14 protein-coding genes and 1 pseudogene are annotated in these 13,997 nt (G+C 30.8%); 14 read left to right on the forward strand and 1 reads right to left on the reverse strand.

Features of this window, described 5'->3' with window-relative positions; translation table 11 throughout:
- The 8 genes and pseudogenes from AC5M21_RS04320 to AC5M21_RS04355 form a co-directional block, all read left to right on the forward strand.
- Positions 1-245: pseudogene (locus AC5M21_RS04320) on the forward strand (PD-(D/E)XK nuclease family transposase); the annotation flags it as partial.
- A 122-nt stretch (positions 246-367) separates the two neighbouring features.
- On the forward strand, positions 368-1,228 hold the full coding sequence (locus tag AC5M21_RS04325) for a MurR/RpiR family transcriptional regulator (RefSeq protein WP_008790059.1): 861 nt from the start codon (positions 368-370) through the stop codon (positions 1,226-1,228).
- 119 nt (positions 1,229-1,347) lie between these two features.
- A complete protein-coding gene (locus tag AC5M21_RS04330; protein WP_008790058.1) occupies positions 1,348-2,817 on the forward strand; it encodes a glycoside hydrolase family 1 protein in 1,470 nt (489 codons plus the stop codon).
- 99 nt (positions 2,818-2,916) lie between these two features.
- The gene (locus tag AC5M21_RS04335) at positions 2,917-3,846 is read left to right on the forward strand and encodes an AEC family transporter (protein ID WP_008790057.1); all 930 of its coding nucleotides are present in this window, start codon (positions 2,917-2,919) and stop codon (positions 3,844-3,846) included.
- 49 nt (positions 3,847-3,895) lie between these two features.
- Positions 3,896-5,182, forward strand: coding sequence for a branched-chain amino acid transport system II carrier protein (gene brnQ, locus AC5M21_RS04340; protein WP_008790056.1), 1,287 nt, complete (start codon positions 3,896-3,898; stop codon positions 5,180-5,182).
- Between the two features lie 177 nt (positions 5,183-5,359).
- Positions 5,360-6,301, forward strand: coding sequence for a calcium/sodium antiporter (locus AC5M21_RS04345; RefSeq protein WP_008790055.1), 942 nt, complete (start codon positions 5,360-5,362; stop codon positions 6,299-6,301).
- Positions 6,302-6,441: 140 nt separating this feature from the next.
- The gene (gene adhE, locus AC5M21_RS04350) at positions 6,442-9,111 is read left to right on the forward strand and encodes a bifunctional acetaldehyde-CoA/alcohol dehydrogenase (RefSeq protein WP_008790054.1); all 2,670 of its coding nucleotides are present in this window, start codon (positions 6,442-6,444) and stop codon (positions 9,109-9,111) included.
- A gap of 302 nt (positions 9,112-9,413) precedes the next feature.
- Positions 9,414-9,770, forward strand: a complete 357-nt coding sequence (locus AC5M21_RS04355) for a DUF5684 domain-containing protein (protein WP_008790053.1) — start codon at positions 9,414-9,416, stop codon at positions 9,768-9,770.
- A gap of 53 nt (positions 9,771-9,823) precedes the next feature.
- Here AC5M21_RS04355 and AC5M21_RS04360 read toward each other — a convergent pair whose 3' ends face one another.
- Positions 9,824-10,147 (reverse strand): PTS sugar transporter subunit IIB, encoded by a 324-nt coding sequence (locus AC5M21_RS04360; RefSeq protein ID WP_008790052.1) that lies wholly within the window; start codon positions 10,145-10,147, stop codon positions 9,824-9,826.
- Positions 10,148-10,354: 207 nt separating this feature from the next.
- On the opposite strand from AC5M21_RS04360, the gene AC5M21_RS04365 reads away from it, so the two are divergent.
- The 6 genes from AC5M21_RS04365 to AC5M21_RS04390 all read left to right on the forward strand — a co-directional run bounded on the left by AC5M21_RS04365 (position 10,355) and on the right by AC5M21_RS04390 (position 13,996).
- The gene (locus AC5M21_RS04365) at positions 10,355-10,966 is read left to right on the forward strand and encodes a VanZ family protein (protein WP_017144095.1); all 612 of its coding nucleotides are present in this window, start codon (positions 10,355-10,357) and stop codon (positions 10,964-10,966) included.
- 3 nt (positions 10,967-10,969) lie between these two features.
- The gene (locus AC5M21_RS04370) at positions 10,970-11,320 is read left to right on the forward strand and encodes a NusG domain II-containing protein (RefSeq protein ID WP_008790050.1); all 351 of its coding nucleotides are present in this window, start codon (positions 10,970-10,972) and stop codon (positions 11,318-11,320) included.
- Entirely contained in the window at positions 11,317-12,543 is a 1,227-nt protein-coding gene (locus tag AC5M21_RS04375) for an HdeD family acid-resistance protein (RefSeq protein WP_008790049.1), read from the forward strand. Before AC5M21_RS04370 ends, AC5M21_RS04375 begins: the two co-directional genes overlap by 4 nt.
- Positions 12,544-12,637: 94 nt before the next feature.
- The gene (locus AC5M21_RS04380) at positions 12,638-13,030 is read left to right on the forward strand and encodes an FMN-binding protein (RefSeq protein ID WP_008790048.1); all 393 of its coding nucleotides are present in this window, start codon (positions 12,638-12,640) and stop codon (positions 13,028-13,030) included.
- Positions 13,023-13,490: a MarR family winged helix-turn-helix transcriptional regulator gene (locus AC5M21_RS04385; RefSeq protein ID WP_008790047.1), complete on the forward strand. Its 468-nt coding sequence runs from the start codon at positions 13,023-13,025 to the stop codon at positions 13,488-13,490. Before AC5M21_RS04380 ends, AC5M21_RS04385 begins: the two co-directional genes overlap by 8 nt.
- Positions 13,487-13,996, forward strand: coding sequence for a flavodoxin domain-containing protein (locus AC5M21_RS04390; RefSeq protein WP_008790046.1), 510 nt, complete (start codon positions 13,487-13,489; stop codon positions 13,994-13,996). Before AC5M21_RS04385 ends, AC5M21_RS04390 begins: the two co-directional genes overlap by 4 nt.
- The last annotated feature ends 1 nt before the right edge of the window (position 13,997 follow it).

The following is a 13,997-nucleotide window of genomic DNA, read 5'->3' on the forward strand; positions in this document are numbered from 1 at the left end:
ATTTTAAAGAGACAGAAGGAGGGAGAAAAGAGATGTGTGAAATCTGGGAAGAGATTAAAAGAAAGGGTAAGCAAGAGGGTATTCAAGAGGGTATTATTGAAGGCGAGGCCAGAGGGAGGAGAGAAGAGAAGAGTGAGATGATACAAAAGATCATTGAAAAAGGGTATACACTAGAAGAAGCATTCGATTTATTTGATATACCAGAGGAGGAACAACCAGTATACATACAGAGAATGATTTCATAGTTAGTGGAGCTAATGTGATAATATTAGGAGGCTGATTTTACTCAGCTTCTTTTTTCATTTTCTTAAAATTTTAAACATCATTACAAAAACTTGATATACTTGTAACAAAGGAGAAGAGAGTTATGATTATAGATAAAATGTGTGCACTAAAGAATTTAACATCTCAAGAAAAGGCAGTCGTTGAGTATATTCTTGACAATCCGAAAGATTTATTAGATATGAATGTTAGTGAACTCGCTAAAGCCAGTTATACTTCATCATCTACAGTCATCCGATTATGTAAAAAGCTAGAAGTCAAAGGTTTTGCTGATCTTAAATTTATCTATGCTTCAGAATTTCCAGAAATGATGAAACAAAGAGAGATGGTTAAAACTAAGCCATTTGATGAATCATCATCCATAGACGATATTATTAATACTTTACCTTTTGTTTATTTAAAAACTATGGATTATACAAAAAGTATGTTATCAAGAAATACGATTATCAGAATTACAAACTTAATGAAACAAGCCAAAAGAATAGAAATATATGGAGATGGTGTTAATTATGATTTGGCAAAAATGATGGCTTTTCGATTTGAAAACGTACATAAGGACTGCTTTGTTTATAATGCTTCACATTGGGAACATATTAAATATTTAGAATATCAAAAGATTCCTACTTTAGGAATACTCTTATCTCATACAGGTAAAAATCCTATGGTCATAGACGCAGCTAAAAGATTAAAAGAAAGCGGTATTAAAACCCTTTCTATTTCCTGTAATAGTGATATGAGATTAGCGAATATTACAGATGAGAATATTCAAATCATGGATGGTAGAAATCAGCTAGAATTACAAACCACAACATATACAGTAGCAGTTCAATATGTATTAGATATTTGTATATCTTCGTTAATGTTACATCATATGGATACAATTGAAGAAGTCTATTCAAAATTAATGAATGCAAGAGCTGAATGGCAAAATGAAAAAATGAAATGAGAATACCAAAATTATATACAATGTGTTTCTAATTTTGGAGAGTTGTTCCAAAATGAAGACAAAGACAAGTAAATAATAAAAAATAAAGTATAATAGTGATAAATAAAGGAGGTCATGTTATGACAAGACAATTTCCAAAAGGATTTTTATGGGGTGGTGCTACTGCTGCTAATCAATATGAAGGTGGATGGAATGAAGGAGGAAAAGGGATGAGTGTCTCTGATTGTGCAAGACATCACTTAGATGTAGATGTACAGGATTATAAAGCACAGAATGCAGTAACTTCAAAAGATATTGAAGATGCTTTAAAATCAACTGATGATTCATTGTATCCAAAAAGACATGCATCTGATGGTTATCACCATTATAAAGAAGATATCAAAATGTTTGCTGAAATGGGATTTAAGGTTTATCGTATGTCAATTGCCTGGTCTAGAATCTTTCCTCATGGTGATGATACTGAACCTAATGAAGAAGGTTTAAAATTCTATGATGATGTTTTTGATGAATGTATCAAATATGGTATTGAGCCATTAGTAACAATGTCTCATTATGAACCGCCAATTCATCTCACGCTCAATTATGATGGATGGGCATCAAGAGAAGTGATTGATATGTTTGTCAGATATGTAGAGGTCATCTGTGAAAGATATAAAAACAAGGTCAAATACTGGTTGACATTTAATGAAGTCGACTCTATGATTAGACACCCATATACAACTGGAGGGCTTATAGAAGATAGATTCCCAGATAGAAACTTTACAGAAGTTATTTTTCAAGCAATGCATCATCAATTTGTAGCAAGTGCTCTTGCAACCAAGATCTGTCATGAGAAAATACCAGGATCAATGGTGGGATGTATGTTAACAAAACTCACATATTATCCATATACATGTAAACCAGAAGATGTCTTGCAAGCACAACAGGATATGCGTAGCACATATTGTTATAGTGATACACAAGTGTTTGGAGAATATCCAGCATATTTGTTGGCAAAGTTTAGAAATGAAGGCTTAAATATTCAGATGGAAAAAGATGATCTTAATATTATGAAGAAATATCCAGTAGACTTTGTGTCTTTTAGTTATTATATGTCATCTTGTTCAGCAAAAAGTGTAGAAGGTTTAGATACAGCAGTCGGTAATACAATAACTGCAGTTAAGAATCCATATTTACCAGCGAGTGATTGGGGTTGGCAAATTGATCCAATCGGACTGAGAATATCAATGGTAGATTTATATGACAGATATAGAAAACCATTGTTTATTGTTGAAAATGGATTAGGAGCTAAAGATGAACTAATTGATGGAACTGTTGACGATCAATATCGTATTAATTATTTTGATGTGCATTTTAAAGAAATGCTCAATGCTATTGAAATTGATGGTGTAGAATGTTTGGGATACACGTCATGGGGATGTATAGATATAGTCAGTGAATCAACAAAACAAATGAGTAAGAGATACGGTTTCATTTATGTAGATTGTGATGATTTAGGAAATGGAACATATAAACGCTATCCTAAGAAATCATTTTATTGGTATAAGAAAGTCATTGAAACAAATGGTGCTTGTTTATTTGAAAAGTAATAACAATGTTATTACTTTTTCAAATTAGGTGAATTCTATTATTGAATCAGTTGAATATACCCTGAAATAAATTTATACTGATTGGGTTGGAGGTTAATTATGGAACTAAGTTTTTTATTAATGCAACAAATTTGTCAGTTATTTATTATGATTTTTTTAGGTTTTATGTTAGTCAAAACAAAAACATTAAGTACACAGGATAGTAAAGTTATTTCAAAAGTTATTTTGTTTGTTGTTTCACCTTGTGCTATCCTCACATCTTTTATGATTGAATTTACACCAGATAAATTATTTGGTTTAGGACTGGCTTTATTAGGAGCTTTTATTGTCCATGTTATTTATATTCCTTTAACAGAGTTATTGAGTAAAATATTTGGGTTTGTTCCTATTGAAAAAGCGACTGTTATTTATTCGAATTCTGGTAATTTAATTATTCCTTTGGTGGGTGCTATTTTAGGGAAAGAATGGGTCTTGTATACAAGTGGATATATGATTGTTCAAACAATATTATTATGGACACATGCAAAAAGTCTAGTATGTAATGAGAGGCAGTATGATATAAAAAAGATTTTTTTAAATGTCAATGTGATTGCTATTATGATTGGAATTATTTTATTTTTATCTCAGTTTCAATTACCTGGATTGGTTGTGACAACTTTTGATAAAGTAGGAAGCATGATTGGACCACTTGCAATGATTGTTATTGGGATGTTAATTGGTGAAATGAATTTTAAAGATATCTTTAGTGAAAAGAGAACATATCTTATTTGTTTTATGCGATTGATTGTTTATCCATTTATCATTGTATTGGTCTTTCAGTTCACAGGATTATCAACAATTTCATCTGATGCAAATCAAATTTTCTTGATTACAATTTTAGCAGCAAGTGCACCTGCTGCTGCAACAATAACGCAATTTGCACAACTTTATAATAAACATCCTGGATATGCCAGTATTATGAATGTTATGAGTGTTATTTTTAGTATTGTGAGTATGCCTTTGATGGTGATGATTTATCAATTATTTTAGTTGTATTCTTTTCTTATTTTGTTACAATAATAAACACTGAGGTGTAATTATGAAGACATTAAAGAGAAAAGAACTCTTGTTTATAGGGTTAACATTATTTTCGATGTTTTTTGGGGCAGGAAATTTAATCTTTCCACCATTTTTAGGGGAGCAGGCAGGAGGACTCGCTTGGTTTGCGATGATCGGATTTATAATCAGTGCAGTTGGCTTACCAGTATTGGGTGTCATTGCTGTAGCTAAGGCTGGTGGGCTAAAGCCATTAGCTGGACGTGTACATCCAAAGTTTGCATTTGTCTTTACTTTGCTTATTTATTTATCAATTGGGCCCTGTTTAGCTATTCCTAGAACTGCTAGTACATCATTTGAGATGACAATTGTTCCTTTTATTGGAAATTATGGAAAAATTGCTCAATTTATTTATTCATTTGTATTTTTTGGTATAGCGTTGTATATGGCTTTAAACCCAGAAAAGTTATCAGATCGTTTAGGTAAGGTTTTATGTCCAATTCTCTTATGTTTAATTAGTATTATATTTATTGGGAGTTTTTTTGCAGGAACTTTCCAATATGGAACAAGCATTGAACCTTATACAAGTCATTCTTTGATACAAGGTTTTTTAGATGGTTATCAAACAATGGACACCATTGCTGCATTGAATTTTGGGATTATTATAGCCTTAAATATTCAAAGTAAAGGGATTCATGATTCAAAAACGATTGTTTCTTCAACAATGAAAGCTGGCTTGATTGCTGGGTTTTGTTTGACATTGGTTTATTGTGCTTTGTTGCATATTGGGGGATTGGCTGGTAATATCAATGGTTACCATTCAAATGGTGCACAAACATTGATGCAGTTTGTTGAATATTTGTTTAAGAATACAGGAGTTATTATCTTAGGTGCAACCTTCTTTATTGCTTGTTTAAATACTTGCATTGGTTTGATTTGTTGTTGTAGTGAATATTTTTATGAAATTATTCCTCAAATTAGTTATAAGAAATGGGCATTTCTCTTTGCTGGCTTGAGTATGATCATTTCAAATATTGGGTTAGATATGATTCTTCAAGTTTCTGTTCCTGTATTAAATTTTCTTTATCCATTATCAATTGTTTTAATCGTTTTAGCTTTTTTACACCCTTGGATTCATAAATATACATATGTTTATCAAATCACTATGTTATTGACTGGTATTGGAAGTATTCTTGGCTTATTACCTAGTTTGGGATTGAATTATCAATGGTTGCATTCTATACCATTGTATAATCAATCATTAGGATGGATTATTTTTTCTGCTGTTGGTTTATGTTTAAGTATCTGTGTGAATACTCAAAAAGAATAAGGAATCTTTTCATGATTCTCTTATATTCTTTAAAATACTCTATATTTATGATATACTATTTATATGTAAACACTTATGCTTTGGTTATGATGATAAGTCATTGATAAGAGTGATAAACAAGACCTTTGTTTCATAAAATGAGATAAATGTGTCTTTTTCTTTTGAAGGGAGGAAACGATGTTATTAAATATTATTTTATTGGTGGTTGGATTTATATTATTGATTAAAGGTGCTGATGTTTTTGTGGAAGGGGCATCCAAGGTTGCTGCTATGTTACATATTCCTCAAATAGTTATTGGGCTAACAATTGTGGCTTTTGGGACAAGTGCTCCAGAGGCAGCAGTCAGTATAGCATCGGCTTATAAAGGCACAGCTGGTATTGCGATTGGAAATATTATTGGAAGTAACATTGCAAATGTTTTATTAATCCTTGGTATTTCTGGCATGATTGGTGTCTTGGCAGTCAAAAAATCAACATTCTTTATTGAAACACCATTTGTCATTGTTATTACAATTGCTCTATTGTTCTTAGGATATCCGGATGGTAGTATTACAAAGGTGGATGGAGGTATCCTATGGATGTTCTTCCTATTGTTCTTATTTTATTTATATCGCCTCACAAAACGTGGTGATGATAGTGCTATAGATGATGTGCCAGAATTAGATGATAATGATCGTATGTGGAAACTGATTGTTTTGATTGTATTAGGTATTATTTGTGTTGTCATCGGGAGTCAGGTTACAGTTGATGCAGCGAGTTCAATAGCCCAATCATTTGGTGTCAGTGATCGCATTATTGGATTAACAATTGTCTCTATTGGAACTTCTTTACCAGAATTAGTAACATCTGTAAGTGCTTCTTTGAAAGGAAAAAATGATATTGCAATAGGAAATATTATTGGAAGTAATATTTTTAATATTTTATTTGTATTAGGGACAGCATCTCTAGTTGCTCCTCATGGTATTCCATTTGCATCGAATTTCTTATTAGATGGCTTGATTGCCATTGTAGCAATTGTTATGTTTATGATCTTTATTGGCAAAGATATGAAATTGAAAAAGTATGGTGCTTTTATAATGTTAATATCATATGTCTGTTATTTGGTATATATTTTGTAAAAAAATTCACGAGGGAAAGGGTTTACATTACATATGTAAGCCTTTTCCTTTTATTTTTTATATTCTCTTGCTTGTTTTTTCACAAGGAATATAGTATATTAACGATGTAAAATAAAATAAAATTTTTTGGAGGAAAAAAAATGGCAGAAAAAAAAGCTGTAAAAAAAGTTGAAGAACCAACTAATGAACAAATTGATCAACATGTTGATGAGTTAGTTCAAAAAGCATTAGTGGCTCTTGATAAGTTTGAATCTTTTGATCAAGATGCTGTTGACTACATCGTTGCAAAATGTTCTGTTGCTGGGTTAGACCAACATGGTGTATTAGCAGAAGCTGCAGTCAAAGAAACAGGTAGAGGTGTTTTTGAAGACAAAGCTGTAAAAAATTTATTCGCTTGCGAATATGTAACAAGTAATCTTCGTCATTTAAAAACTGTAGGAATTATCAATGAAGATCCTTTAACTGGTGTAACAGAAATCGCTGAACCAGTTGGTGTTATCTGTGGTATTGTACCAACAACAAACCCAACTTCTACAGTTATCTTCAAATCATTAATTTCTTTAAAAACAAGAAATCCAATTATCTTCTCATTCCATCCATCAGCATATGAATGTTCAGTTCAAGCTGCAAAAGTTGTAAGAGATGCTGCAATTGCTGCAGGTGCTCCTGAAGACTGTATTCAATGGTTAGGATTACGTTCTATGTACGCAACAACTGCATTGATGAATCATCCTGGAGTAGCAACTATCTTAGCTACTGGTGGTAATGCAATGGTAAAAGCTGCTTACTCTTGTGGTAAACCTGCTTTAGGTGTAGGTGCTGGTAACGTTCCTGCATATGTTGAAAAATCTTGTGTATTAAAAAGAGCTGTTAACGATATTGTCTTATCAAAATCATTTGATAATGGTATGATCTGTGCTTCTGAACAAGCTGCAATCGTTGACCAAGAAATTTACAAGGAATTTAAAGAAGAAATTACACGTTTCAAAGTTCACTTTGTAAACGCTGATGAAAAAGCAAAACTTGAAGCCTTTATGTTTGGATGTACTTCTTACACTGATAAAGTGAATGAAGCAAAATTAAATCCTAACGTTGTAGGTAAAGATGCAACTTGGATTGCTGAACAAGCTGGATTCAAAGTACCAGAAGATACTCAAATCATCTGTGCTGAATGTAAAGAAGTTGGTCCTAATGAACCATTAACAAGAGAAAAATTATCTCCAGTATTAGCAGTTTTAAAAGCAACTTCTACTGAAGATGGTATTGCAAAATCAGCAGCAATGGTTGAATTCAATGGTTTAGGGCACTCAGCTGCAATTCATACTCAAAATCATGATATTTCAGTTGAATTTGGTTTAAAATGTAAAGCAATTCGTGTTATTGAAAATGCACCATCTACATTTGGTGGTATTGGGTCTGTTTATAATGCATTTATTCCATCATTAACTTTAGGATGTGGTTCTTATGGACACAACTCAGTTTCTAATAACGTAAGTGCTGTAAACTTATTAAATATTAAGAGAATAGGGAGACGTAACAACAATATGCAATGGGTTAAACTTCCTCCAAAAATCTATTTTGAAAGAAATTCAATTAGATATTTAAGAGACATGAAAGTCATGGAAAAAGCTATGATTGTAACAGATAGAGGTATGTACAATCTTGGTTATGTAGATAAGATTGAAGATGTTATTAAAAGAAGACGTAACAAAGTTGATATGGAATTATACTTTGATGTAGAACCAGATCCAAGTATTGATACAGTTAATGAAGGTGTTGAAATCATGAGAAAATTCCAACCAGATGTTATTATTGCATTAGGTGGAGGATCTTCAATGGATGCTGCAAAGGTTATGTGGTTAATGTATGAACATCCAGAAGTGAACTTTGATGATATCAAACAAAAATTCATGGATATAAGAAAACGTGCATTTAAATTCCCTGAATTAGGTAAGAAAGCAAGATTGATTTGTATTCCAACAACATCAGGAACTGGATCTGAAGTGACTCCATTTGCAGTTATCACTGATAAACAAGCAAATAAAAAATATCCATTAACTGACTATTCATTAACTCCAACAGTTGCAATTATTGATCCAGAATTCGTAATGAGTTTACCTGCATCAATTGCTGCTGATACTGGAATTGACGTATTAACTCATGCAGTAGAAGCTTATGTTTCTATCTTAGCATCTGATTTCACTGATGGATGGGCAAAACAAGCTGTTAAATTAGTATTTGATTACTTAGAATTATCAGTAAAAGAAGGAAATAATCATCCAGAAGCAAGAGAAAAAATGCATAATGCAGCAACAATCGCTGGTATGGCATTCGCTAATGCATTCTTAGGTATGAACCACTCATTAGCTCATAAGATTGGTGGAGAATGGCATGTTCCTCATGGTCGTACTAATGGTATCTTATTACCACATGTGATTAGATATAATGGAACTATCCCAACAAAATTAAATATCTGGCCAAAGATTGAAAACTATAAAGCAGATATAAAATACATGGAATTAGCACAATTAATTGGATTAAAACCAAAAACTCCTGCTGAAGGTGTTGCTATGTTTGCTGATGCATGTGAAGAATTATGTGCAAAAGTTGGTGTTGCTTGCAACATTAAATCTCAAGGTATCGATAAAGCTGCTTGGGAAGAATCAGTTCATAGAATGGCTATGAATGCTTATGAAGATCAATGTACTCCAGCAAATCCAAGAATGCCAATGGTACATGATATGGAAGCCATCTTAAGAATGATCTATGATTATGAATCTAAGTTTGCTACTGAAACTCCAAAGAAATAATAAAAGATTTAAAGTACTACATTGATTTGTAGTACTTTTTTCTTGTCAATTTTGAAACATAAAATGATACGTGTACATGTACTCATTTCATAATATATAAGATTTTAAAGTGTTAAAAGCATTGATTTATTTTGATTATTCTTTTTCCGTATGTCCTTAATGTGTTTTAATGAAAATACAGTTACATGTTCGTAAGTATATACGTATTGGGTAAAATAAGGGATAACCAGTATAAAATAAAAATTTTCTTTTATATACTTTCTCTGCTCTTGTTATATAATGGAAAAAAGGAGAGGTTTCTTATGCAAGATGTTTATCAAATCATGATGACAGGTGGTTTATTAATTTCAATTGTATCTTTGATTGCATGGTGGTCTATTTTTAAAAAAGCAGGATATAAAGGTTGGTATGCAATTATTCCACTCTTCAATGTTTATATCTTTTGCAAATTAACACTGGGAAGTGGCTGGCTAGTTTTGACAATGCTTATTCCGATATTTAATATCTTTATTTTGATTTATATTCTTTTTAGACTATCAGTTGTTTTTCAACATGGATTATTATTTACATTAGGGTTGATATTTTTTTATCCTATTTTTATACTTATTCTTGCTTTTGGAAATTCAAAATACCATGGCTCAGCTGCTTGTTATTTTTAATGTAAATAAAAAGGGAAGTGATTTCTCACTTCTCTTTTTATAATGACTAGGGGTTATTTATTTTTCCAATCTTCATACATTTTTAAAGCTTGGTCTAAAACTTTAGCACCGTCCATCATACCATAAGTACGCATATCAATAACTTCAACAGGAACTTCACCTTTTGTTTGTTCTTTAATAGCATTCAAACGGAATCTAACTTGAGGACCAATTAATAAAACATCACATGGTTCATTTCCATATTCAGTTGTTAGTGCTGTTTCACTAACAGCCCAAATTTTACATTCAATACCTCTTTCATCAGCAGATTTTTGCATACGAGTTACAAGTAAACTAGTTGACATACCTGCACTACATGCTAACATGATTTTTAACATTTTGTTGTTTCCTCCTTGTCAATCATATTCTATATCTATATATATTATACACCGCATAAAAATAGAATGAAAGAATAATGAATAAACATTTATAAATTTATTGACTTATTTTCCTGTCTCCCTTAACATATGTTTATGGAAAAGATACTTAAGCGATTAAAATATGTTTTTTTGTTATGTATTGTCATTAGTTTTGGCATGCAGTTTATGTATATATTATCAATTGAATTAAAATTGACATTAATGCAAAAAGTAATATTAATTATGATTCAAACAACATCTATTGTTGGATATGTTTATTTTGATTCAAATTATCAAAATCAAGAAAAGAGGAAAAAAAGTTTTTTACAGATGCATTGGGTTTTATTTATTCTTTATTGTCTCAATTTGTTTTATATTTTGTTTCTAGATCCAGACTTTGGAAGAAAAGTTATGAAAGCAACATTAAGTTTTGAAGATTATTTTCAATATAATGTAAATTTAGACCCTTTTGAGACAATTCATCTCTTTATTAGAGGTTATCAAAAAGGTGTTGTAACTTTAGAAGCATTGTTAGGAAACCTATTAGGAAATATGCTTGTTTTTATGCCAATGGCTTATTTTTTACCTGTTTTATTTCCTAAACTAAGGAAAATAAGATGGTTTATCTTAACTATTATTATGATGGTTTTGAGTGTAGAGATTTTACAAGTTTATTTAAGAATTGGAAGTGGAGATATTGATGATTTCTTACTCAATGTTGCTGGAGCAACATTAATGTATTTTTTATTAAAGTGTTTTCCACTTTCTCATATATATTGTTTAGTTGGAAAGGAATAGTTTATGAAAAAGAAAGATATTATATTGATTATAGGATTGTTGGTTGTTATTGGAATTGGATATTTTATATTTGAAATGATGCAGGGAGAAAAAGATGTTATTGAAATCTATTATCATAATGAAGTTATAGAGAAAATTGATATTTCGATTGATAAAACTTATACATTTGATGGGGATTATGGAAAATTTTCTTTAGAAGTCAAAGATAAGAAATATCATGCAGTCAATGTTGAGTGTCCGAATCATGATTGTGAAAAGGTTGGTTGGGTAAGTGAAGGAAGTTCACGTTCTATTGTGTGTATACCAAATGATATTTATGTCATTCAGGCAGGAACAGAAGAACAATTTGAATGAAAAATAAATTCTATTTTTTTCTTATATTTTTATTAGGTTTACTATTTGTTTTTATTGGTATACTTGCTTTTTCTTTTTCATCATACTTTATGTATATGATTGTTGTATTTTTAGGATTATTTATTCTTGTGGATGCACTCTTTTGTTTAGTGAGATTATTTCAGGGAAATAAACACGATCTTATACAAACGTTTATGAGAATTGGATTTGGTTTAGGTTTTCTTTTGTTTCCGCAGTTACCATTATCCCTAGTTGTTGTATTATTTGCATTATATATTTGTATGACAGGCTTTTCTTATTTGATTACTTATTGTTATTATAGGAAAGAGAGGGTAAATGGTCGATTGGTTTTTTTAATCGCATCAGTGGTACTCTTAGTGGTAGGTATAACATTTATCTTATCACCAGGTATACATGCCATTGAGATGACTTATATTTTTGCAGTCTATACCATTTATTTAGGAATGAAGTATATTGGTAGGGCAATTCGTGAACTTTTATCAGAAGATCGTAAGAATACATTAAAGAGGCGTATAAGAGTATCTATGCCTAACTTTATTGCTGCTTTGTTACCAAGGTTATTTATTGAATATATTAATGAACAATTAGAGGTGAAAGATGAATCAATTCAATATAAAGGGAAATCTGATTTAGAGGTTTTGATTCATGTTAGTAAAGAGGGTTTTGGAGCAATTGGTCATGTTGATATCTGCTATCAAGGTGAAGTTATTGCTTATGGGGCTTATGATGAAGCTTCTACTCAATTATTTGGTGCTATTGGTGATGGTGTTCTCTTTACAGTTGAGAAAGAAACTTATATCACATTTTGTTGTCAGGATGATTCAACGAGCCATATTTTTGGCTATTCATTATATTTAGATGAAATTCAAAAACAGCGTATAGAAGAAACAATTTCTACATTCAAAGATAATTTAGTATCGTGGAATCCTCCTTGCCAATTGAATAAAGATGTAGATGATTATGCCAGTCGTTTATATAAAGCAACACAAGCTTCATTTTATAAATTTAAAAAAGGGCGTTTTAAATATTATTTTGTAATGACAAATAATTGTGTTTTACTAGCGGACCATATAATTGGGAAATCTGGTATAGATATTGTGAATATGAATGGTATTATAACTCCTGGAACTTATTTTAGTTATTTTGAAGAAGAGGCTAAAAAGGAGAATTCAAGAGTTTTGCTAAAAACATTATATAGATAAAGGTAAACTTAAAGGTTTATCTTTTTTATTGACAAAATTAAATATATGTAATATATTACTTATATAGGTAATGTGTTACCTATATGGAGGAAGCATGAAAAAAATATTATTAATTATCTTAGGAGTTATCGTTATTGTGGGTTGCATTATCTTTTGGATGTTTCAAAAGCAGACAGAAGATGTGCAAAATTTGGAATATGCTAATATTGTTATGAATGATGTTGTAGAGGGAACATATGAAGGTCATATTGAAACAATGTTAATCAAAGTGAAAGTGAATGTAACTGTTGAAAATCATTCTCTGAAGAATATAGAGATCCTACAGCATGATAATGGTTTTGGAGAACCTGCTGAAGAGATTGTCAAAACAATGATACAGAAAAATAACTATCAAGTTGATGTAAAAAGTGGAGCAACATATTCAAGTGAAATTATTAAAAGTGCTGTAAGTCAGGCTTTACAAAAAGGAGTGCATAAAAATGGATAGAAATCAATTATTAGAAGGGATGGATAATGAGCGTATTTTGTTTGGTTTGTTTTTTGTGTTTGGAAACAGATTACAAGCAGCAGGTGATTCCTTTTATGATGAAATTACGTGTAAACAATTTTTCTTATTAATTTGTTTAAGTCTTTTCCAAGATGAAGAACCTACTGTTAATCAATTAGCAGAAGTGATGGGAAGTTCACATCAAAATGTTAAACAAATTATTAACAAACTGGAAGAAAAAGGGTTTCTTATAACTGTAAGTGATCAAACAGATAAGCGTAAAATGAGAATTAAACAAACCAATAAGATGAATGATTTGAAAGTTAAATATGAAAAGCAGGAAATGGCTTTTATGAAGCACTTATATAGTGGATTAACACCACAACAAATTGCTGATACAGTACAAGTTATAAAAATGATGGAAAATAATTTGATAAAAATTAAGGAGAATAAAGAATGAAAATAATTGTTGTTTATAAGAGTAAAACTGGTTTTTCTGAGCAATATGCCAAATGGATTCAAACCGCTTTAAACTGTGATATTATTCCCTTAAATCAATTGAAAACATTAGAAGGATATGATTTGGTTATTTATGGTGCAGGACTAATGGCTGGTAAAATGAATGGTTTAAAAGACTTTAAACCATATATTCAAGGTCAGAAAACAATTATTTATGCAACGGGAGCTATTTCAAAGGATGCAACAGAGATTGTTGACAAAATAAAGAATGATAATCTTTCCCAATTTGGAAAAGATGTCCCATTCTATTATTTTGAAGCTGGATTAGACTATGATAAATTAGGATTTTTCTCAAAGAAGATGTTAAAAATGATGTATAATTCATTGAAGAAAAAAACTGATAAAACAGCAGAAGAGATAGGCATGATGGAGGCTATAGCACATTCACATAATTATGCTAAGGAAAGTGATATTTTGCCACTTATAGAAACAGTAAAGCAGAGTTAAT

This window comes from Coprobacillus sp. (genome assembly GCF_984815275.1).

Excerpts from the sequence above, each read along its gene's own strand:
- AC5M21_RS04355 (WP_008790053.1), top strand. The coding sequence starts at position 9,414 with ATGCAAGATGTTTATCAAATCATGATGACAGGTGGTTTATTAATTTCA.
- AC5M21_RS04390 (WP_008790046.1), top strand. The coding sequence starts at position 13,487 with ATGAAAATAATTGTTGTTTATAAGAGTAAAACTGGTTTTTCTGAGCAA.
- AC5M21_RS04380 (WP_008790048.1), top strand. The coding sequence starts at position 12,638 with ATGAAAAAAATATTATTAATTATCTTAGGAGTTATCGTTATTGTGGGT.
- AC5M21_RS04325 (WP_008790059.1), top strand. The coding sequence starts at position 368 with ATGATTATAGATAAAATGTGTGCACTAAAGAATTTAACATCTCAAGAA.
- AC5M21_RS04360 (WP_008790052.1), bottom strand. The coding sequence starts at position 10,147 with ATGTTAAAAATCATGTTAGCATGTAGTGCAGGTATGTCAACTAGTTTA.
- AC5M21_RS04330 (WP_008790058.1), top strand. The coding sequence starts at position 1,348 with ATGACAAGACAATTTCCAAAAGGATTTTTATGGGGTGGTGCTACTGCT.
- AC5M21_RS04375 (WP_008790049.1), top strand. The coding sequence starts at position 11,317 with ATGAAAAATAAATTCTATTTTTTTCTTATATTTTTATTAGGTTTACTA.
- AC5M21_RS04370 (WP_008790050.1), top strand. The coding sequence starts at position 10,970 with ATGAAAAAGAAAGATATTATATTGATTATAGGATTGTTGGTTGTTATT.
- AC5M21_RS04335 (WP_008790057.1), top strand. The coding sequence starts at position 2,917 with ATGGAACTAAGTTTTTTATTAATGCAACAAATTTGTCAGTTATTTATT.
- brnQ (WP_008790056.1), top strand. The coding sequence starts at position 3,896 with ATGAAGACATTAAAGAGAAAAGAACTCTTGTTTATAGGGTTAACATTA.
- AC5M21_RS04385 (WP_008790047.1), top strand. The coding sequence starts at position 13,023 with ATGGATAGAAATCAATTATTAGAAGGGATGGATAATGAGCGTATTTTG.
- AC5M21_RS04365 (WP_017144095.1), top strand. The coding sequence starts at position 10,355 with ATGTATATATTATCAATTGAATTAAAATTGACATTAATGCAAAAAGTA.
- adhE (WP_008790054.1), top strand. The coding sequence starts at position 6,442 with ATGGCAGAAAAAAAAGCTGTAAAAAAAGTTGAAGAACCAACTAATGAA.
- AC5M21_RS04345 (WP_008790055.1), top strand. The coding sequence starts at position 5,360 with ATGTTATTAAATATTATTTTATTGGTGGTTGGATTTATATTATTGATT.